A 21,696-nucleotide genomic window follows, 5' to 3' on the forward strand; every position below is an offset into this window, starting at 1 on the left:
TGTAGCTAAAAAGTGCGAGCAATCCGCACGCGAAATTCGGTGCAAAACGTAAGAAGCGCCGTGTAGCATCAGAGAAAAAAAATCGAATCAATCAGGAGGTCGTTAACAAACACCTCCCGCTTCAGTGTGGGCACCGCCCAGGAGGTTCTTTGGTGACAGTTCGCAACCCGGGCGCTGGCAGACAGGGCGCCCATCCGCAGGCATTGGCGAATCGCGTGGTGTGGTCCGAAGGCATGTACCTGCGGCCCCAGCATTTCCAGCAACTGGAGCGCTATGTCGAGCAATACGTCACGCGCCGTACCGCGGGCCTGCAAGGCGCCTACTGGGGATGGCTTCACCTGGACATCGACCGCGATGCCTATGCGCTCGGCCGGGTGTCGTTGCTCGGCGGTGCCGGTGTGCTGCCCGATGGCACGCCGTTCTCGTTCGGCGCCGAAGATGCGCCGCTGCCCTATGAAGTGCCGAGCGACCTGACCGATGAATTGATCGTGCTTGCATTGCCTTTGCGCCGCACCGGCAGCGAAGAAGTCATCTTCTCGGAAGACGAAGGTTCGGCCGCGCGCTTCGGCGTGATCGAACGCGAGGTGGCCGACGGCAATGCGGTGGCGCTCGGCCCCGCGGTGCTGCAGCTGGCGAAGCCGCGGCTGCGTCTTGCGCGCGCATCGTCGCTCACGGCGGAGTGGCAGGCCATTGGCGCGGTGCGCGTGATCGAGCGCCGCACCGACCACAAGCTGGTGGTCGATGCCAACTACATTCCGCCGGTGCTCGATGCGTCGGCGCACGCCATGCTGCGCAGCATGATCGCCGAGCTGCACGGCTTGCTCACGCAGCGTTCGGAGGCACTGGCTTCCCGGCTCTCGCAGCCAGGCCGCGGCGGCGTGAGCGAGGTCTCCGACTTTCTTCTGCTCGAACTCGTCAATCGCTATCTTGCAACGACCTGGCATGCACAGCAGGCGGTGCAGGTGCACCCGGAGCAGCTGTTCACCGATTGGCTCAAGCTGGCCTGCCATCTGGCCACGCACACCTCGCCCACGCGGCGCCCCGTGGTGTGGCCGGTGTACGACCACGACAACCTCAACGAGAGCATCCGGCCGCTGATGGAAGAGCTGCGGCGCTCGCTGTCGGCGGTGCTCGAGCAGAGCGCCATCGCCATCGAGCTCGAAGAGCGCAGCCACGGCGTGCGCGTGGGCCGCATGCCCGATCCGGTGCTGGTGCGCAACGCGGGCTTCGTGCTCGCGGTGCATGCCGACCTGCCCGCCGATGCCATCCAGCAGCGCTTTCCGACGCAGGTCAAGATCGGTTCGGTCGAACGCATTCGCGACCTGGTGCAACTGCAGCTGCCCGGCGTGACGGTGCGGCCGCTGCCGGTCGCTCCGCGGCAGATTCCGTACAACGCGGGCTATCACTACTTCGAACTCGACAAGAGCGGCGACATGTGGCGCCAGCTCGAAAAATCGGGCGGCGTTGCGATGCACCTGGCCGGCGACTTTCCGGGCCTGGCCATGGAGTTCTGGGCAATTCGTCCGTGAGGGACCCTATGAACGGTGTCAACGACATGGCCGTCGGTCCGGGAGGCTTCGTGCCTCCGAACCCGGGCGGCGGCAACAACGGCAATGGCGGCAACGGCGATCCGGCGGGCATGCCCCAGGCGTCGCGCGGCCTCGGCCAGCAACCCCAGTCGTTCACCGCATGGCACGACGCACGCCGTCCGCATGCGGGCGACACGGCGCTGGCCGGCAACAACCCGCTCGTGGCGGCGGCCAATCCGCTGCTCGACCTGATTCCGCAGATTCGCGCCACCGGCCACCACGATGCGCCCGCGCAATTGCGCGAGCACCTGGTCGACGAGGTCAGACGCTTCGAAACGCGCGCGCAGCAAAGCGGCATTGCGCCCGAGGTGATCATCGGCGCGCGCTACTGCCTGTGCACCGCCGTCGACGAAGCGGCTGCGCTCACGCCCTGGGGCGGCAGCATCTGGTCGTCGCAGAGCCTGCTCGTGATGTTCCACAACGAGACCTGGGGCGGCGAGAAGTTCTTTCAGCTGCTGTCGCGACTGGTGCAGAACCCGCAGCAGCACCTGCAGCTGATCGAGCTCATCTATTTCTGCCTGGCCATGGGCTTCGAAGGGCGCTTCCGCGTCATCGACAACGGCCGCACGCAACTCGAAACGCTCAAGCAGCGGCTGCTGCAGATCATTCGGCAAACGCGCGGCGAAATTGCCGTGCCGCTGTCGCCGCACTGGCAGGATGCGAGCGCGCCGGTGCGCCGCACGCGCAACTGGCTGCCGCTGTGGGCCGTGGGCGCCGTGGCGGCGGTGCTGCTGGTGCTGGTGTTCGGGGTGCTCACGTTCAGCCTGGCCGGCCGCTCCGACGGCGCGTTCGCCGCGGTCAATGCGGTGCGCCTGCCGCAGACGCAGCGCGCCGTGGCCGTTGCGCCGGCGCCGCAGCCGCGGCTGCAGCGCTTTCTCGAACCCGAGATCCGCGACGGCCTGCTGACGGTGCGCGACGAGGCCGACCGCAGCGTGGTGGTGTTGCGCGGCGACGGGCTGTTCGGCTCGGGCTCCGACCGCGTGCTCGACCGCTATGCGCCCGTGCTCGCCCGCGTGGCCGACGCGCTCAATTCGGTGGAGGGCAACGTGCTCATCAGCGGCTTCAGCGACGACCAGCCGATTCGCAGCGTGCGCTTCCCGTCCAACTGGCAGCTCTCGCAGGCGCGTGCCGATGCCGTCAAGAAAATGATTGCTACGCGCGTCACCCGGCCCGAGCGCTTGCGCGCCGAAGGCCGAGGCGATGCCGATCCGCTGGTGCCCAACGATTCGCCGGCCAACCGCGCGCGCAACCGGCGTGTCGAAGTGACGCTGCTGGTGGCCCCCGTGGCCGCAGCCGCGCCGCAGCCGCAGCCACAGGGAGGAACCCGCTGATGCTGCGCGCGATTTTCCGTTTTCTCGTGAGCCGCGACCTGTGGGTCTTTTTCGGGCTCCTGGCGCTTGCGTTCCTGATCTGGGTCATCGGCCCCGTCATCGCTGTGGGCCGCTACCGGCCGCTCGAAAGCGAGTTCGTCCGCATCGTGGTCATCGCGCTGATGTTCGCGATCTGGATTGCGCGCGTGCTGTACCGCAAATGGCGCGAGCGGCGCCTGAACGCGCAGCTGCTCAACCAGCTGCGCACGCCGTCCACGAAAGAAAAGGCCGCCAAGCCCGAAGACGCACCCGAGATCAAGGAGCTGCAAAGCGGCTTCACCGACGCCACCGCCATCCTGAAGAACATGCGCTTCGGTTCGGGCGCCGAAGGCAAGGCCGCGGGCCGCTTCGCGGTGTTCGACCGGCAGTACCTGTACCAGCTGCCCTGGTACATCTTCATCGGCGCGCCGGGCTCGGGCAAGACCACGGCGCTGGTCAACTCCGACCTCGACTTTCCGCTGGCCGACCAGCTCGGCAAGGCCGCGGTGCGCGGCATCGGCGGCACGCGCAACTGCGACTGGTGGTTTACCAACGAGGCGGTGCTGATCGACACAGCCGGGCGCTACACCACGCACGAGAGCAACCGCGAAACCGACGAAAGCGAGTGGAAGGGTTTTCTCGACCTGCTGAAGAAGTTCCGCCCGCGCCAGCCGATCAACGGCGCGATCCTTACGATCAGCATTGCCGATCTGCCGCTGGCCGACGACGCCCAGCGCGCGCGCCACGCCATGGCGCTGCGCAAGCGGCTGCTCGAACTGCGCAACGATCTGGGCATCAACTTTCCGGTGTACGTGCTGGTCACCAAGACCGACTTGCTGGCCGGCTTCAACGAGTACTTCGGCTCGCTGGGCCGGGCCGAGCGTTCGCAGGTCTGGGGCTTTACCTTTCCGATCGACGCCAACCCGGCGGACCCGGCCAAGGCCGACCTGCGCGAACGCTTCCACCAGGAATACAAGCTGCTGCACCAGCGCCTGGACGAGCGCCTGCCCGAGCTGCTGGCGGCCGAGCCCGACCAGATGCGCCGCGCGCAGGCCTACCTGCTGCCGCAGCAGTTCGCGAGCTTCGAGGACATCCTGGGCACCTTCCTGGCCGATGTGTTCAACCCCTCGAAGTTCGAAGTCGCGCCGATGCTGCGCGGCGTGTACTTCACGAGCGGCACGCAGGAGGGCACGGCCTTCGACCGCGTGATGGGCGCCATCAAGCGCTACCTGCAGGTCAACGCGCCGCCCGCGCCGCCGCCGGGTCCGGGCAAGAGCTACTTCCTGAAGGAGCTGCTGCAGCAAGTGATCTTCCGCGACGCGGGCGTGGCCGGCACCAACCTGCGCTGGTACCGGCGCAAGCGGGCCATCGACCTGGCGGGCTACAGCCTCATCGGGCTGCTGCTGGTCGTGCTGCTGGGTGCGGGCATCAACAGCTGGCGCAACAACCGCGACTACGTGGCCGAGGTCGACAACAACGCCAAGGCCTTCAACAAGGCCGCGGCGCGCGGCGAGCTGCCGACGGTGGTCGATTCGAACAGCGATCTCGCCAGCTCGCTGCTGGTGCTCGACCGGTTGCGCGACCTGCCCAAGTCGAGCCAGTTCGACATCGGCGATCCGCCGGTGAGCTACCGCTTCGGGCTCTACCAGGGTGAGAAGCTGCAGGCGGCGACCGATGGCGTCTACCAGCGCGCGCTCGAAAGCGTGCTGTTGCCGCAAGCGGCGCAACGCGTGGAACAGGCGTTGCGCGAAGCCTCGAAGACCGATGCCGAATACAGCTACGAGGCGCTCAAGGCCTACCTCATGCTGTACGACGCGGAGCGCTACGACGCCGACTTTCTGCAGGCCTGGCTGCTGACCGACGTGGACCGCAAGATCGGCGCCGCGCTCACGCGCGAGCAGCGCACCAACCTCGAGACGCATCTGCAGGCGCTGTTCGCGGGGCGCGTGGTCACGTCGCCGTTCGCCAAGGACGACCGGCTCGTGGTCCAGACGCGCGACCGCCTGGCCGGCGTGCCGCTGGCGCAGCGCTCCTATGCGCGGCTGCGGCGCATCCTGCTGCAGACCAGCCCGCCCAACGCCTTCAGCATTGCGGAGGCGGCGGGGGCCGAGTCGGCGCTGGTCATCAAGCGCGCAAGCGGCAAGCCGCTGACCGACGGCATCCCGACGCTGTTCACCTACCGCGGCTACTGGGACATCTTCGACAAGCGCATGGCGGAGACCACGCTCGCGCTCGAGCAGGAAGACCGCTGGGTGCTGCAGATCCGCGCGCCGGGCATGACCGACATCACGTCGCGTGAGCTGCTGCTGCGCGAGGTGCGCCGGCTTTATCTCACCGACTACATCCGCATCTGGGACGAGTACCTGGCCGACGTCCGCCTGGCCGACAGCCGCTCGCTGCTGCAGAGCATCCAGATGACGCGCGTGCTCTCGACCTCGGAGTCGCCGATGTCGCGCCTCATTCGCGGTGCCGCGCGCGAGACCGACCTGCTGCGCAACCACGACGAGGCCACGCGCAGCCTGCTCGACCAGGCGCAGAACCGCGTGGCCAGCACGCGCGAGCGCATCGAACAACTCATCGGTCAGCCCGACGGCAGCCAGCGCCGCAACACCGCGCCGGACCGGCCCGAGTCGCTGGTGGATAACCACTTTGCGCCGCTGCGCCGCATGGTGACCGCGCCCAAGGCCGGCGGTCAGGCGCCCATCGACGCCACCGCCGCGCTCATCAACGAGCTCTACACCTTCCTTACCGCCACCGACACGGCCTTGCGCAGCGGCAACATCCCGCCTTCGAGCGATGCGGTCACCAAGGTGCAGGCCGAGGCGGGCCGGCTGCCGGTGCCGTTCCAGGGCATGCTGAACGACCTTTCGGCCACCGCGTCGTCCAAGGCGGCGGCGGTGACGCGCCAGAACATCGGGCAGAGCGCGGCCGCCACCATCGGCCAGTTCTGCAACCAGGCCATTGCGGGGCGCTATCCGTTCTCGCGCGGTTCGAACCGCGACGTGGCGGCCGGCGACTTCGCGCAGCTGTTCGCGCCGGGCGGCATGATGGACGACTTCTTCCAGAAGAACCTCGCCTCGCAGGTCGACACCTCCGTCAACCCCTGGGCCTTCAAGAAGGGCGTCGACGGCAGCTCACCGGGACGCTCGGCGTATCTCGATTCATTCCAGAAGGCGCAGGCGATCCGCGACGTGTTCTTTACCGGCATGGCCGGCGGGCGCACGCCGTCGTTCACCATCGACCTGCGGCCCGAGGACATGGACGCCGCCATCAGCCAGTTCACGCTCGACATCGATGGGCAGACGGTGCGCTACGCGCACGGCCCGCAGGCTCCAAGCACCGTGAAGTGGCCCGGCCCGCGCAACAGCAACCAGGTGCGGCTGCAGGTCACCACTGCCAACGGCACGCCGGCCGGCGGCATCGTGACCGAAGGGCCGTGGGCGCTGCATCGGCTCTTCGACAAGGCCTCGGTCTCGGCGGGCAGTTCGCCCGAATCGTTCAACGCAACCTTCGACATGCAAGGCAAGAAGGTGGTGCTGGCGGTGACTGCGAACAGCGTCTACAACCCGCTGCGCCTGCAACAGATGAACGGCTTCTCGTGCCCGGGGAAATCCTGACATGAACAGCGGCATTCCTTCGACGCGCGTGTGGGTGCCGACCGACGAGCAGATCGGCTGGTACGGCAAGCTGCCTTCGGCCGGCGACTTTCTTTATCGCCGCATGCCGCGCGAGCTCCAGGCCTGGTGGGACCGCTGGATGCAGAACGGGCTCGGTTCCTTCAAGCGCTGGCCCGATGCCATGACGCGGCACTACGTCGTCGCGCCGGTCTGGAACTTTGCGATTCCGGCAACGCAGGGTGTGGACGCGGTGCAGTTTGGTTGCATTGCACCCAGTTGCGATCGCGTGGGGCGCTACTACCCCGTGTGCGTGACGCTGCAGGTCGCGGCATCGAACTACCGGCCTTCCATGCTGGAAGGCTCCGCCGCGTGGTACTGGCAGTGCGGCACCGCCTTGCTGCAGGCCATTCGCCACAGCGTGGCACCCGACCAGTTCGACCACCAGGTGCTGGCCGCGGCGCATGGCGGTTTCCAGACCGCGAGCGGCGGCTCGGACGACATCCTGTCGATCCTGGGGCCCGCGGCCGGGAGCGCCGGCGCGGGTGCCCAGCAGCGCCTCGGCTGGCCCGAGCTTCCGCTGTGCTTCGATGCATTCGGAAGCACCAGCTACTGGTGGACCAACCAGGCGGACGGCTCGCCGCTGCGCACCGCCGCCCACGGCGGGGGCCTCAACACGCCGTTGTTTTCCAAGTTGTTTTCACAGGGGCATGTGCCATGGGCATGAGTAAACAGACCCCCGCCGCGGGAGGAGATGCATGACGACGAACGCCAGCAGCAGCCATGGCAGCAGCGCGCCGCCCGAGCCGCAGGAGCGGCCCCATCCGCTGGAGACCGGCCACCGGCTGGACGAGTTCGAGCTGCTCGAAGTGATCGGTGAAGGCGGCTTCGGCATCGTCTATCGCGCCTACGACCATTCGCTGCAGCGCGAGGTGGCCGTCAAGGAATACATGCCGTCGATGCTCGCGCGCCGCGTGGGCGACAACAGCGTGCATGTGCGTTCCGACCGGCTCACGGCCACCTTCCAGGCGGGCCTGCGCAGCTTCATCAACGAAGCGCGCACGCTCGCGCAGTTCAGCCACCCGGCCCTGGTGCGGGTGCACCGTTTCTGGGAGGCGAACTCCACCGCCTACATGGCGATCCAGCTGTATCGCGGCCGCACGCTGCGCCGCCTGGCCGAAGAAGAGCCGACCAGGATTACCGAAGCCTGGCTGCTCGGCATGCTGGGGCCGCTGCTCGGCGCGCTCGAAACCCTGCATCGCAGCCAGTGCTTTCACCGCGACATCGCACCCGACAACATCTTCATCCAGCAAGACGACCTGCCGGTGCTGCTCGACTTCGGCGCGGCGCGCAAGTCGATTGCCGACCTGGTCGATGAAGTGGCGGTGATGGTGAAGTCGGGCTATTCGCCCATCGAGCAGTACGCCGACGACAACACGCTGCTGCAGGGCGCGTGGACCGATCTTTATGCGCTGGGGGCCGTGCTGTACCGCGCGGTCACCGGCCATCCGCCGCCCTCGGCCGTGGTGCGCAGCGTGCAGGACGCCTACGTGCCGTTGTCTTCGCTCGGCCGCGGCGACCTGAGCCCGGCGTTCTGCGCGGCGGTCGACCACACGCTGGCCGTGCACAGCAAGGACCGCACGCAGACCGTGGCCGCGTTCGCGGCCGAACTGGGTCTGGCCAAGCTCGGCGACACCTATGTGAGCGGGCTGGGGGCACCGACGGTCATTCTTCCAGCGGCTTCCAAAGCCGCGCCGGCGTTGGCGCCGGCACCGCAGCAAGCACCAGCGGCGTCGACACCTCCGAAGCCCGCCGCGGTGCGGGAAGCTGCTGCATCGGCCGCCGCTGCGCAGGCCAAGGCCGCCGCCCCCGAAACGGCCAAGCCCAAACCCCTGACCCAGCCGGCGGCCAGCCCGGAGCCGGTTCCGGCGCCAGCGCCCAAGGCCGCCGCACCGCACGAGGCGACCGCGCCGGCGCGCGCGCCATCGGCCGCAGGCAAGCAGCAGCAGCCGATGTCCGCCAGGAAGCCGTCGTCGTCGCGCCCGCCGTGGAAGCTGGTGGGCGTGCTGGTGATCGCCTTGGTGGCCGTGGGCGGCTGGATCGGCCTTCGCCTGAGTTCGGGCCAGCAGGAGACCTCGACCGCCATGGCACCGGTGCCTCCGCCTTCGGGGCCGATGTCCACCAACGCACCTCCTCCCGCTGCCGTGCCGCCGGGTGAAAGCGCCCCAGGCGGCAACGTGGCGGCAGCGCCCGGCGGGGCCACGCCTCCCGCGGCAGCGGCCAGTGCGCCCGCCGGGTCATTGACGCCGCTGGACAACGTGCCGGTGATCGCACCCAACCCGGCAGCGCCGGCCACCGCGGCAGTGCCACCGGGGCCGACAACACCGACGCCGGCCACACCGCCGGAGGCCGCCCTCGCCACCTCCGAAGTCGAGGACTGGAACCTGGCCCAGGCCGAGAACACGCGCGAAGGCTACGAGGCCTACCTGCGCCGGTACCGGCGCGGCCTGCATGCGCGCGAGGCACGCAATGCCATCGCCGAACTGAACCGGCTCTCGCCGACCGTGCCCGCGGCACCCGGCACGAGCCCGACCAACGCCGTGCCCACCGTGGTGGCCGGCGGCGCCACGCCGCCGCCCGCATCGCCTGCCGCTCCGCCCGGCAATGGCCGCGTGGTGCTCAACATCCGGCCTTGGGGCCAGGTCTTCGTCGATGGTGCGGACCGCGGCGTGAGCCCGCCGCTCAAGTCGCTGTCGCTTCGGCCGGGTATCTACAACATCGAAGTGCGCAACGGCGACCTCGATGTGTACCGGCAGCGCATCACGGTGCAGGACAGCCGCTCGGCACCCGTGGTCAGCCACGAGTTCAAGTAGGCGTGCGGGGCACCCGGCGCCAGCGCTGGGCGCCGACCAGCGCCAGCACCGCGGCGACGCTGGCCGCCAGCAGCACCCAGAGGCCGGGCGTGTAGCCGGCCTCCGGCTGCCACAGCACGCCGAGCATCAATGGCGCCAGGGCGCGGGCGATGGCGCTCGGCAGGCCCAGCGCGCCGTTGAGCGTAGCCACGTGGTCGCGGTTCACATACTGCGCAATGGCGGTGCCCTTCACGATCGTGAGCATGCCGTTGCCCATGCCGTAGAAAAACACGAACAGCAGCGCGGCGCCCGGATGGCCGGCGCCCGCAAGCAGCGCGAGGAGGCCGAGCGGAATCAGGCAGGGAATCAGCCGGTTCGCCAGATGCAGGTCGAAGTGGTGCTCGAAGAAATACAGCAGCGCCCGCCCCAGCACCTGCACCAGCCCGATGCTCGCGGGCACGGCAATGGCCCACGATTCGCTGAGACCCGCGCCCCGCAGCAGGCTCACCATGTGCGGCGGCAGCGCGGCCGTCACGGCCATCAGCAGCACGGTGAAAACACCCACGAGCAGGAAGGGGGCGGTGCGCATGTAGTGGCTCGCGGGGGCAACGGCGGCCGATGCGCTGGCCCGGGACCTCCCGGCTGTGGTCGTTGCGGCGGCAGCGGATGCTGGCGCATGCCGCAGCACCCGCGCATGCAGCGGCGCGCAGATGCACAGGTGAATGGCCGCCAGCACCCACAGCGCATGCCGCCAGCCCAGCTGCGCAATGAGCCAGGCCACCAGCGGAATGAACACCGTGCTGGCCAGCCCGCCGAGAAAAGTCAGCGTGATGATCGCGCGGCGAAAGTCGTTGGGAAAGCGCCGCGTGACGATGGAGAACGCGGGGCTGTAGAGCGTGGCCGCCAGCCCCGCGCCGAGCAGCATCCAGGCCCCGTAGAAACCGAGGGCACTGTGCACCACGCTGTGGAGCAGCAGGCCGGCCGTGATGACCAGCGAGCCGCCCGTCATCACCGCCCGCTCATGCCCACGGTCGATCCAGCGGCCGACCGGCCACGCCAGCGCGCCTTCGGCCAGCAGCGCGAGGCTGAAGGCCAGCGACGACTGCGCCCGGCTCAGCCCCAGCTCGCGTTCGACCGGCTCCATCAGCAGCGCGAAGGCGTAGAAGACGCTGCCCCAGGTGATGAGCTGGCCGAGCGAAAGCCAGCCCACCATGCGGTGGTTGTAGAGCGCGGGCGCGGGGGAGTTCACTGCCGATCAGCAATCAGTTTCGCAACCCCCGACGGTACTGCACCGCCTCCGCCACGTGCACGGCCTGCACCGATTCGGCGCCGGCCAGGTCGGCCACCGTGCGCGCCACCTTGAGCGCGCGGTGGGTGCTGCGCGCCGACCAGCCGAGCTTGGCGGCGGCGTTGACCATGAACTGCCGTGCGGCGTCGTCCAGCGCGGCGTGCCGGTCGATGGCGCCGGCCTGCAGCGCCTGGTTGGGGCTGCCCTGGCGCCGCAGCGCGAACTCGCGCGCGGCGACCACGCGGGTGCGGATGCTGCCGGTCGCCTCGCCGGCCGGCGCATCGAGCAGCTGCTGTGCCGAGACCGCTGGCACTTCGATGTGCAGGTCGATGCGGTCGAGCAGCGGGCCGCTCAGCTTGCCTTGGTAGCGCGATATCTGGTCCGGCGTGCAGCGACAGGCCTTCAGCGCCGAGCCCTGGTAACCGCAGGGGCAGGGGTTCATGGCCGCAATGAGCTGGAAGCGCGCAGGAAACTCGGCACGCCGGGCCGCCCGCGCGATGGTGATGGTGCCGGTTTCGAGCGGCTCGCGCAGCGCCTCGAGGGCGGAGCGCGCGAACTCGGGGAATTCATCCAGGAAAAGCACGCCGTGGTGCGCCTGCGAGATTTCCCCCGGCCGCGGGGGCGATCCGCCGCCCACCAGTGCCACCGCGCTCGACGTATGGTGCGGCGCCGAGGTCGGCCGGTTCATCCAGCGGTCGGTCGAGAAGCTTCCGCCCAGGCTCGCCACCGCCGCGGTCTCCAGCGCCTCGTCGATGCTCATCGGCGGCAGCAGCCCTGCAAAGCGCTGCGCCAGCATCGACTTGCCCGAGCCCGGCTCGCCGACCATCAGGAGGCTGTGGCCGCCTGCGGCGGCGATTTCGAGGGCGCGCTTGGCACCCGCGTGTCCCTTCACGTCGGCCAGGTCGGCATACAGGGGCGCGGGCGCCGCGGTGGCGGCATGGACCCGGGCCCAGCCATCCGCGCTGGGCGGCTCGGTTTGAGGCAGTTCGGCGTCTTCCGCCATGAAGCGCTGCACCACGTCCAGCAGGTGCCTGGCGCCGTACACCTCGCCGCCGGGCACCAGAGCCGCTTCTTTTGCGCTTTCGGTGGGCAGCACCAGGCGTGTCGCGATGCCGCGGGTGTGCAGGGCGAGCGCCATGGCCAGCGCACCGCGCACGGGCCGAAGTTCGCCTGAAAGGGAGAGCTCGCCGGCGAACTCATGCCCCGCCAGCCGGGCGGACTGTATCTGCCCGCTGGCCGCGAGGATGCCGAGCGCAATGGGCAGATCGAGGCGGCCGGAGTCCTTGGGCAGGTCTGCGGGCGCCAGGTTGACCGTGATCCGTTTGTTATTGGGAAACTCGAGGCCGGCGTTCTGGATGGCCGAGCGCACGCGCTCGCGCGCTTCCTTGACCTCGGTTTCCGCCAAGCCGACGAGCGTGAAGCTCGGCAGGCCGTTCGCCAGATGCACCTCGACCGTGACACTGGCCGCTTCCAGCCCAAGCAAAGCGCGGCTTTGCACCAAAGACAAGCTCATTCTTCTACCTCTCCCCAATATGGTGCGCCCGTTTTTGGTCGGACTTATGCACCGCGGTGCCCGAAGGGGCGCCGCACCTGAACACTCTTGTAACTTTTCAATCGGGTTGCGGAGACAGGGGCCATGGCCACACAGCAGGGCGGAACGAGCACTTTGGCACGCTCCCTGCTATGAAACGGTGTCCCCCAACAATCCAACCAACTCCGAGGAGTCTCGATGATGCACCGTAAATTCGCCCAGGCAGTGGCCATGGTCGCCCTTGCAGCCCTGCCGATGCTGGCGAGCGCTCAGCTCACGGGGAATGTGGCCCTGACCAGCAACTACAAGTTCCGCGGCCAGGACCAGGACATGATCGGGAACAACGACTACGCCAAGACCAAGAGTTTCAAGCCCGCCATCCAGGGCGGCTTCGACTACGCGTTCGGCGAAAGCGGCTTCTACATCGGCAACTGGAACTCCAGCGTCAACTGGCTGCAGGGCAACAGCATCGAGAGCGACCTCTACGGCGGCTACAAGTTCAAGGCCGGCCCGTTCGACCTGGACGTGGGCGCGCTCACCTACATCTACCCGGGCAACTCCATCGGCAACACCACCGAGCTCTACGGCGCGGGCACCTGGGCCGACGAAGCCATCGGCTCGTTCACCCTGAAGTACTCGCACACGGTTTCCAAGGACTACTTCGGCTACGCCGGCTACAAGTCGGGCTCGGGCCTGAAGGGCCGCAACACCGGCTACCTGAACCTGGCCTACAGCAAGGAAATCGTGCCCAAGCTCACGCTGAAGGCCGCCGTGGGCTACACCCACATGTCCAGCGACATCCGCAGCCTGGGCTACAAGAGCTACGTGGACTACAACGTGGGCGTGTCGTATGACTTCGGCAACGGCCTGGCACTGGCCGGCTCGGTGCAGGGCGCCAACAAGAAGAGCTCTTACCTCGCGCTGAGCAACCCGGGCGTCGACTTCGGCTTCGGCCCCATCGGCGAGCAGTACTACTCGCCCAACAAGGCGCGCTTCATCGTTACGCTCAGCAAGACCCTGTAAGCAGGCACAAGAACAAGGTGCGGCCCAAGCTGCCGCACCATTCATTCCATCCAAGAAGGAGAAAGTCATCATGAAGCTGGTCACAGCCATCATCAAACCGTTCAAGCTCGACGAGGTGCGCGAAGCACTGTCGGCCATCGGCGTGCAAGGCATCACGGTCACGGAGGTCAAGGGATTCGGTCGCCAGAAGGGCCACACCGAGCTGTACCGCGGCGCCGAGTACGTGGTCGACTTCCTGCCCAAGGTCAAGATCGAAGCGGCGGTGTCCGACGACCTCGTCGACCGCGTGATCGAAGCCGTCGAAGGCGCGGCCCGCACCGGCAAGATCGGCGACGGCAAGATTTTTGTCTACAACCTCGAGCAGGTCGTTCGCATCCGCACCGGTGAAACCGGCCGCGAAGCCCTCTGATCAGCCCGGAAAAAAACAACCATGAAAAAACTGCTTGTTTCTCTTGCGCTCGGCTTGAGCGTGCTCGCTGCCGGCACCGCCTCCTTCGCACAGGCGCCGGCGGCCGAAGCGCCGGCTGCCACCACGGCACCGGCTGCAACCGCCCCGGCTCCCGCGGCCGCCCCTGCGGCTGCGGCACCTGCCGCCGCGCCCGCTGCTGCCGAAGCAGCGCCCGCCGCGGCTCCCGCTCCTTCCTTCAACAAGGGTGACACCAGCTGGATGATGCTGTCCACGCTGCTCGTCATCATGATGACCATTCCCGGCCTGGCCCTGTTCTACGGCGGCCTGGTGCGCAGCAAGAACATGCTGTCGGTGCTGATGCAGGTGATGGTCACCTTCTCGATGATCGTCGTGCTGTGGCTCATCTACGGCTACAGCATCGCGTTCACCGAAGGGAATGCCTTCTTCGGCGGATTCGACCGGCTCTTCATGAAGGGGATCTTCGATCCGGCCACCGGCGTGTTCGCGCCCGCCGCCACCTTCAGCAAGGGCGTCTACATCCCCGAGCTGCTGTTCGCTGCCTTCCAGGCCACGTTCGCCGGCATCACCTGCTGCCTGATCGTGGGTGCCTTCGCCGAGCGCGCCAAGTTCTCGGCCGTGCTGCTGTTCATGGTGATCTGGTTCACCTTCAGCTACGCGCCGCTGGCCCACATGGTCTGGTTCTGGCTCGGCCCCGATGCCTACACCGCCGCCAACGTGGTGGATGCCAACAACGCCAAGGCCGGCCTGATCTGGCAGTGGGGCGCGCTCGACTTCGCGGGCGGCACCGTGGTGCACATCAACGCAGCCGTTGCAGGCCTGGTCGGTGCCTTCGTGATCGGCAAGCGCGTCGGCTACGGCAAGGAAGCCTTCACGCCGCATTCGCTCACGCTCACCATGGTCGGCGCCTCGCTGCTGTGGGTCGGCTGGTTCGGCTTCAACGCAGGTTCGGCCCTCGAAGCCGGCACCAGCGCCGTGCTCGCCTTCATGAACACCTTCTCGGCCACCGCCGCCGCCGTGCTCGCATGGTGCATCGGTGAAGCGCTGATGCGCGGCAAGGCCTCGATGCTGGGTGCCGCTTCGGGTGCCGTGGCAGGCCTGGTGGCCATCACCCCCGCGGCCGGCAACGTCGGCTTGATGGGCGCCCTCGTGATCGGTTTCGTTGCCGGCTTCGCCTGCCTCTGGGGCGTGAACGGTCTCAAGAAGCTGCTCGGCGCGGACGATTCGCTCGACGTGTTCGGCGTGCACGGTGTCGGCGGTATCGTCGGCGCGCTGCTCACCGGCGTGTTCAACACCCAGGCACTCGGCGGCCCCGGCCTCGTGGGCGACTGGGTCACGGCCGGCATCGTGTCCAACGGCATCGGCGCCCAGGTCTGGATCCAGCTCAAGGGCGTGCTGCTGACCATCGTCTGGTCGGGCGTGGTGGCGTTCATCGCCTTCAAGATCGCCGACCTCACCATCGGCCTGCGTGTGTCGGAAGAAGAAGAGCGCGAAGGCCTCGACATCTCCTCGCACGGCGAAACCGCATACAACAGGTAAACCCCAAGCAATAGGTAACCCCCCAGTCTTCGCGCACTTCGTGTCGCTTCGCCAACACCAGCGGCCCGGAAAAGCCGGTTCCGCGGTGTTCCACGAAGAAGGCATGTGGTGCGCGGGCTGCTGGTGACAAGAAGAAAAACAGGAACGAATTTTTCAGCAAGGTCTCCTTTGGATGTTCAGCCCGCGAGCGCTTCGGCGTCAGCGGGCTTTTTTTTGTCTGGGTCGGATGCACAATCCGATCATCATGTGGACCACCCTCGAAGACAGCCTTTGCGAGCTCGGCGAGTCGCCGTTCTGGCATCCGCACGAACGCTCGCTCTACTGGCTCGACATTCCCGGTCGTGCCGTGTTGCGCACGCGCGGCGAAATCGGCACGCCGGCCGCCAGGGTGGAGCGCTGGTCCTTGTCCACCGAGCCCGGCTGCATAGCGCCGGCCAGGAGCGGCGGTTTCGTGATCGCACTGCGCGACGGCATCTACCGGGCCCGCGAATGGGGCGGTGAACTGGTCGCGATGGCGCGCGTGGAGCACGACGTGCGCACCATGCGCTTCAACGATGGCAAATGCGATGCGCTGGGCCGTTTCTGGGGCGGTTCGCTCAACGAGGCCAAGGACCGGGCCAACGCCGCGCTCTACTGCTTCGACGCGCGCACAGACACCGACGTGGCGCCCACATTGACGCAGATGGCCAACGAGTCCACCACCGGCAACGGCCTCGCGTTCTCGCCCGATGCCCGCACCCTCTACTGGGCCGACACCGCCGCGCATGTGGTGTGCGCCTGGGACTGGGATGCCGAGGCCAATTCGCTTTCGCATGCACGCGTGTTCCACCAGTTCGAGGCCAAGCCCGAAGGCTGGACACCCGGGTCGCCCGTGCGCTATGAAGGCCGGCCCGATGGCGCCACGATCGATTCGGAAGGCCACTACTGGGTTGCAATGTTCGAAGGCGCCCAGCTGCTGCGCTTCGCGCCAACGGGTGAAATCGTGGCGTCTGTCTCCGTTCCTGTTCAGTGCCCGACCATGCCTTGCTTTGGTGGCGACGACCTGAAGACGATGTTCGTCACCAGCGGACGCAAGGGCCGGCCTGCCGCGGAGATCGAGCAGAAGCCGGCATCGGGCACAGTGATTTCGATGCGCGTCGATGTGCCTGGGTTGCCTGTCAGCTTCTTTGAGGACTGAGATGGGGCATTCAGGGCGCGCTCCCGCCGACGGGGTACCTTGCTCCGCGAATGTCCCCCGCCCTGCGGGCTCCTCCTTTATTTCGCTGCGCAAGGCACCCCATCGACGTGAGCGTTATTCAGAGCGGTCGTTGATCGGTCGTACACCAGCTGCGCGCCCTGGTGCACAGGGCATCGGGTGCTCCCCGCAGCGAAATAAAGGAGGAGGCGAAGCCGGGGGACATTCGCGGAGGGGAGTACCCGGTGGCCTTTGCACGCGCCCTGAACAGCAGCGCCCTGAACAGCAGCGCCCTGAACAGCAGCGCCAAGAACAAGACACAAGAGGGTAAAGACATGGCCCTCCAGCACATCCCCCCGATCCAGTGCCTGCTGACCTTCGAAGCCGTGGCCCGGCTGCGGCATGCGGGCCGTGCGGCAGATGAACTGTGCGTAACGCCCAGCGCGGTAAGCCACCGCATCCGCCAACTCGAATCGCATGTCGGCTTCAAGCTGTTCGGTCGCAGCGACTTCAGCCTGACGGCCGACGGTGCGGCCTACCTCGCCAATGTGCGCACCGGCCTCGCGGCGCTGCAAGCCACACCCACCGGCAACGCAGCGCAACAACGCGCGACGCGCCTGCGCATCGCTGTCACGCCCACCTTCAGCCGCCAGTTCCTGATGCCCCGGCTCGAGCTGTTCCGCAACATCTATCCGGACATCGAGCTGGTGCTGCAGGTGTCGATTCCGTTGCTCGACGTCACGGCCGAGCAGGCCGATCTCGAAGTGCGCTACGGCACCGGTGCGTACGCCGATTGCGAACACCGCCTGCTGCTCGAAGAAGAAGTGGTGCCCGCCTGCAGCCCGAGCTTCCTCAACGAATTCGGCCCGTTCGACGGCTTTCGCACCGCGGCCGAAATTGCCAGTGCGCGGCTGATCCGCAGCCCGCTCGAACCCTGGGGCACCTGGTTCGCGAGCTGCGGCATCGACCAGCCCGAGCCGCACGTCGGCTCCCAGTTCAATGACCTGGGCCTGGTCTACGACGCCGCCGCCAGCGGCTTCGGCGTGGCGCTGGTGCGCCTGAAAATGGGTGCCGCCTGGTTCGAATCGGGCCGGCTGGTGCCGCTTTCCGACCGGCCCGTGCCCTCGCCGCACCGCCACACCATTTGCTGGCAGCCCGGCACGCTCGATCGCTGGGAATGCGCTGCATTTGTCGACTGGCTGGTGCAGAGCCTGCGCTGAAGAAGAAAAAAAAGGGGCCGCACGGCAAAGTTCTTTCAAGCGCCGCGCAAAAAAGCTTCAACCCAGCGGCTCCGCAATTCCGTAGAGTGCGGTACACCACGAGACAACTTTCGCCCGAAGAGAAGAAGAGAGAGGCTTCCGCATGAACGCGCCGCTCACCGCCGTCCAGCAAGATTCGCTGCAGAAATCCGAACGCCAGTCGCAGATCGTGCGCGCCCTGCAGGTCCATCTGCCGGCGCATGCACTCATCTGGCACACCGAAGACACCACGCCCTACGAGTGCGACGGCCTCACCGCCTACCGGCAGCGGCCGCTCGTGGTGGCGCTGCCCGAAACCGAGGCGCAGGTGGCGGCCGTGCTCAAGACCTGTCACGGGCTCGGCGTGCCCGTGGTGGCGCGCGGCGCGGGCACCGGGCTCTCGGGTGGCGCCATGCCGCATGCGCTGGGCGTGACGCTCTCGCTCGCCAAGTTCAACCGCATCCTGAAGATCGACCCGGTGAGCCGAACGGCCGTGGTGCAGTGCGGCGTGCGCAACCTCGCCATCAGCGAAGCCGCCGCACCTTTCAATCTTTACTACGCGCCCGATCCATCGAGCCAGATCGCCTGCACCATCGGCGGCAACGTGGCCGAGAACTCGGGCGGCGTGCATTGCCTGAAATACGGCCTCACGCTGCACAACGTGCTGCGCGTGCGCGGCTTCACGGCCGAAGGTGAGCCCATCGAGTTCGGCGGCGAGGCGCTCGATGCACCCGGCCTCGACCTGCTCGCGCTGGTCATCGGCAGCGAAGGCATGCTGGCCGTGACCACCGAGGTCACCGTCAAGCTCGTGCCCAAGCCGCAGTTGGCGCGCTGCATCATGGCCAGCTTCGACGACGTGCGCAATGCGGGCGATGCGGTGGCTGCGGTGATTGCGGCCGGCATCATTCCCGCGGGGCTCGAGATGATGGACAAGCCGATGACCGCCGCGGTCGAAGACTTCGTGCGCGCGGGCTACGACCTCGATGCGGCCGCGATTTTGCTGTGCGAATCCGACGGTACGCCCGAGGAGGTGGAAGAAGAGATCGGCCGCATGACCGCCGTGCTGCGTGCTTCCGGCGCCACCGCCATTGCGGTGAGCACCAGCGAAGACGAGCGCATGAAGTTCTGGAGCGGCCGCAAGAACGCCTTTCCGGCTTCGGGCCGCATCAGCCCCGACTACATGTGCCTGGACTCCACCATTCCGCGCAAGCGGCTCGCGGACATCCTGCTCGCCATCCAGCAGATGGAGAAAAAATACAACCTGCGCTGCTGCAACGTGTTCCACGCCGGCGACGGCAACTTGCATCCGCTGGTGCTGTTCGATGCCAACGACCCCGACGAGCTGCACCGCTGCGAGCTTTTCGGCGCCGACATTCTCGAGACCAGTGTGGCCATGGGCGGCACCGTGTCGGGCGAGCATGGCGTGGGCGTGGAAAAGCTCAACAGCATGTGCGTGCAGTTCACCGCGGCCGAAAACGAGCAGATGTTCGGCGTGAAGCGCGCCTTCGATCCGGCGGGGCTGCTGAACCCCGGCAAGGTCATTCCGACGCTGCAGCGCTGCGCCGAGTACGGCAAGCAGGTGGTGCGCGGCGGACAACTCCCGCACCCCGATCTGCCGCGCTTCTGAAAAAACAAAAGAGACCATGGATCAAGCCCTCAGCCAGATCGCCCGGCGCATCCGCGCCGTGGCCGCCGACGCCACGCCGCTTCGCATTCGCGGGGGCGGCACGAAGGACTTCCACGGCGAGGTGCTGCAAGGAGACGTCCTCGACACCGCCGCGCTGACAGGCATCACGAGCTACGAGCCGAGCGAACTGGTCGTCACCGTGCGCGCCGGCACGCCGCTCGCTGAACTCGAAGCCGCATTGGCCGAGAAAGGGCAGTGCCTGCCTTTCGAGCCGCCGCACTTCGGCGAAAACGCCGCAGCCGGCACCGTGGGCGGCATGGTCGCCGCGGGCCTCAGCGGCCCCGCGCGCGCCAGCGTGGGCGCGGTGCGCGACTACGTGCTCGGCGCCACGCTGGTCAACGGCCGCGGCGAGGTGCTCACCTTCGGCGGCCAGGTGATGAAGAACGTGGCCGGCTACGACGTGTCGCGCGTGCTGGCGGGCTCGCTCGGTACGCTGGGCGTGATTGCCGAGGTGAGCCTCAAGGTGCTGCCCGTCGCGCCTGCCGAGGCCACGCTCGAATTCACCTGCAACCAGGCGGACGCACTTCGCCTGCTCAACGAGTGGGGTGGCCGGCCGCTGCCGCTGAATGCGAGCTGCTGGTTCGAACAAGCAGGCGTCGGCACTTTGTACCTGCGCCTGCGCGGCGCGGTCGCGGCGGTGGAGGCGGCCTGCGCGCACCTGGGCGGCGAGCGCAAGGAGAACGCGCTCGCTGCCGTTGAATGGCGATTGCTGCGCGACCAACAGCACCCTTGGTTCGCCGCCGACGAAGGCGCCATGGCGCTCTGGCGCCTGTCGGTGCCGCAGACCGCGCCGGTGCTCGCCATCGACGGCAACGCGCCGCTCGTCGAATGGCACGGCGGACAGCGCTGGTACAAGGCGCCAGCCGAACACGCCGCACGCATCCGCGACATTGCGCATGCGGCCGGCGGACACGCCACGCTGTTCAGGATGCCCGCTTCCCGTGCAGCGGGTGGGGACGTTCCGCGCTTCGATGCATTGAGCGCCCCCGTGGCCCGCATCCACCGCGCGCTGATGCACGAGTTCGATCCGCACCGCATCTTCAACCGCGGCCGGCTCTTCGCAGCCGAATAAAGACAAACGACACCCCACCCGCGATGCAAACCGAACTCGCCCCCGAATTCCGCGACACCGACGACGGCCGCGAGGCCGAAGCCATCCTGCGCAAATGTGTGCACTGCGGCTTCTGCACGGCCACTTGCCCGACCTACCAGCTGCTCGGCGACGAGCTCGACGGCCCGCGCGGGCGCATCTACCTGATCAAGCAGGTGCTCGAAGGCAAGGCGCCGACGCGCAGCACGCAGCTGCACCTCGACCGCTGCCTGACCTGCCGCAACTGCGAGAGCACCTGCCCGAGCGGCGTGCAGTACGGCCACCTGGTCGACATCGGCCGCAAGATCGTCGACGGGAAAGTGCCGCGCCCCGCCATGGAATCGGCCACGCGCTGGCTGCTCAAGGAAGGCCTGCCGTCGCCGCTCTTCGGTCCTGCGATGAAGCTCGGCCAAGCGGTGCGCGGCCTGCTGCCCGATGCGCTCAAGGCCAAGGTTCCCGCCAGGCAGGAGGAGGGCGCCTGGCCCACCGCCACGCATGCGCGCAAGGTGCTGATGCTCGCGGGCTGCGTGCAGCCGTCGATGATGCCCAACATCAACAGCGCGACGGCGCGCGTGCTCGACGCGGCGGGTATCCAGACCATGATCGCGAAGGAGGCCGGCTGCTGCGGCGCCGTCAAGTTTCACCTCAACGACCAGGAAGGCGGCAAGGCGCAGATGCGCGCCAACATCGATGCCTGGTGGCCGCAGGTCGAACGCAATGAAGTCGAAGCCATCGTGATGAACGCCTCGGGCTGCGGCGTCACGGTGCGCGAGTACGGGCACATCCTGCAGCACGACGCGGCCTATGCCGCCAAGGCGGCACGCATCAGCGAGCTGACACGCGACCTGAGCGAACTGCTGCCCGATCTGGTTCCGGCGCTGAAGGCCCGCGTGCGCGCACCGGAGGGTGTGGTGGCCTACCACCCGCCCTGCACGCTACAGCACGGCCAGAAGCTGCGCGGCGGCGTCGAGACGCATCTGCGCGCGCTCGGCTTCGACGTTCGCGTGGCCATGAACGAATCGCACCTGTGCTGCGGCTCGGCCGGCACCTACTCGGTATTGCAGCCCGAACTGGCTTACCCGCTGCGCGACCGCAAGCTCGGCCACCTGCGGCAGCTGCAGCCGAGCGTCATTGCCTCCGCCAACATCGGCTGCATCACGCACCTGCAAAGCGGCAGCCAGGAAACGCCCGTGCGCCACTGGGTCGAGCTGCTCGACGCGGCGCTGGCGGCGGCCTGATCGCACACGCAAGAGCGCTCTGGTCCGACTCGCGCGGGAGACTTTCGCGCCGCATCA

The 21,696-nt window shown here is 67.8% G+C and carries 15 protein-coding genes; 13 read left to right on the forward strand and 2 right to left on the reverse strand.

Annotation, left to right across the window (positions count from 1 at the left end):
* The first annotated feature begins 149 nt into the window (after positions 1-149).
* The 5 genes from tssK to ABIC94_RS03065 are packed head-to-tail and all read left to right on the forward strand — an operon-like array spanning position 150 to position 9,425.
* Entirely contained in the window at positions 150-1,529 is a 1,380-nt protein-coding gene (gene tssK, locus ABIC94_RS03045) for a type VI secretion system baseplate subunit TssK (RefSeq protein ID WP_354371217.1), read from the forward strand.
* Positions 1,530-1,537: 8 nt separating this feature from the next.
* Positions 1,538-2,920, forward strand: coding sequence for a DotU family type VI secretion system protein (locus ABIC94_RS03050; RefSeq protein WP_354371218.1), 1,383 nt, complete (start codon positions 1,538-1,540; stop codon positions 2,918-2,920).
* Entirely contained in the window at positions 2,920-6,555 is a 3,636-nt protein-coding gene (gene tssM / locus ABIC94_RS03055; protein WP_354371219.1) for a type VI secretion system membrane subunit TssM, read from the forward strand. Before ABIC94_RS03050 ends, tssM begins: the two co-directional genes overlap by 1 nt.
* Position 6,556: 1 nt before the next feature.
* Positions 6,557-7,279 (forward strand): type VI secretion system-associated protein TagF, encoded by a 723-nt coding sequence (tagF, locus tag ABIC94_RS03060; RefSeq protein WP_354371221.1) that lies wholly within the window; start codon positions 6,557-6,559, stop codon positions 7,277-7,279.
* Between the two features lie 31 nt (positions 7,280-7,310).
* A complete protein-coding gene (locus tag ABIC94_RS03065) occupies positions 7,311-9,425 on the forward strand; it encodes a serine/threonine protein kinase (protein WP_354371222.1) in 2,115 nt (704 codons plus the stop codon).
* Here the strand turns inward: ABIC94_RS03065 and ABIC94_RS03070 are convergent.
* Together ABIC94_RS03070 and ABIC94_RS03075 are read right to left on the reverse strand one after the other, a co-directional pair.
* Positions 9,418-10,653: an MFS transporter gene (locus tag ABIC94_RS03070; protein WP_354371224.1), complete on the reverse strand. Its 1,236-nt coding sequence runs from the start codon at positions 10,651-10,653 to the stop codon at positions 9,418-9,420. The two genes, ABIC94_RS03065 and ABIC94_RS03070, sit on opposite strands and share 8 nt — an antisense overlap.
* Positions 10,654-10,666: 13 nt before the next feature.
* Positions 10,667-12,205, reverse strand: coding sequence for a YifB family Mg chelatase-like AAA ATPase (locus ABIC94_RS03075; protein WP_354371225.1), 1,539 nt, complete (start codon positions 12,203-12,205; stop codon positions 10,667-10,669).
* A 216-nt stretch (positions 12,206-12,421) separates the two neighbouring features.
* On the opposite strand from ABIC94_RS03075, the gene ABIC94_RS03080 reads away from it, so the two are divergent.
* The 8 genes from ABIC94_RS03080 to glcF all read left to right on the forward strand — a co-directional run bounded on the left by ABIC94_RS03080 (position 12,422) and on the right by glcF (position 21,639).
* Positions 12,422-13,246: a TorF family putative porin gene (locus tag ABIC94_RS03080; protein ID WP_354371227.1), complete on the forward strand. Its 825-nt coding sequence runs from the start codon at positions 12,422-12,424 to the stop codon at positions 13,244-13,246.
* Positions 13,247-13,316: 70 nt separating this feature from the next.
* Complete coding sequence (gene glnK, locus ABIC94_RS03085; protein WP_007833403.1) at positions 13,317-13,655, forward strand: P-II family nitrogen regulator; 339 nt, start codon at positions 13,317-13,319, stop codon at positions 13,653-13,655.
* 21 nt (positions 13,656-13,676) lie between these two features.
* Complete coding sequence (amt, locus tag ABIC94_RS03090) at positions 13,677-15,212, forward strand: ammonium transporter (RefSeq protein WP_354371228.1); 1,536 nt, start codon at positions 13,677-13,679, stop codon at positions 15,210-15,212.
* Positions 15,213-15,456: 244 nt separating this feature from the next.
* Positions 15,457-16,389, forward strand: coding sequence for an SMP-30/gluconolactonase/LRE family protein (locus ABIC94_RS03095; RefSeq protein WP_354371229.1), 933 nt, complete (start codon positions 15,457-15,459; stop codon positions 16,387-16,389).
* A gap of 332 nt (positions 16,390-16,721) precedes the next feature.
* Complete coding sequence (locus ABIC94_RS03100; protein ID WP_354371419.1) at positions 16,722-17,606, forward strand: LysR substrate-binding domain-containing protein; 885 nt, start codon at positions 16,722-16,724, stop codon at positions 17,604-17,606.
* A 142-nt stretch (positions 17,607-17,748) separates the two neighbouring features.
* The gene (locus ABIC94_RS03105; protein WP_354371230.1) at positions 17,749-19,251 is read left to right on the forward strand and encodes an FAD-linked oxidase C-terminal domain-containing protein; all 1,503 of its coding nucleotides are present in this window, start codon (positions 17,749-17,751) and stop codon (positions 19,249-19,251) included.
* 16 nt (positions 19,252-19,267) lie between these two features.
* Complete coding sequence (glcE, locus tag ABIC94_RS03110) at positions 19,268-20,383, forward strand: glycolate oxidase subunit GlcE (protein ID WP_354371231.1); 1,116 nt, start codon at positions 19,268-19,270, stop codon at positions 20,381-20,383.
* Between the two features lie 23 nt (positions 20,384-20,406).
* Complete coding sequence (gene glcF, locus ABIC94_RS03115; RefSeq protein WP_354371233.1) at positions 20,407-21,639, forward strand: glycolate oxidase subunit GlcF; 1,233 nt, start codon at positions 20,407-20,409, stop codon at positions 21,637-21,639.
* Positions 21,640-21,696 lie beyond the last annotated feature (57 nt).

The organism is Variovorax paradoxus (assembly GCF_040544635.1).
In the GTDB taxonomy this organism is placed as follows: domain Bacteria; phylum Pseudomonadota; class Gammaproteobacteria; order Burkholderiales; family Burkholderiaceae_C; genus Variovorax; species Variovorax paradoxus_R.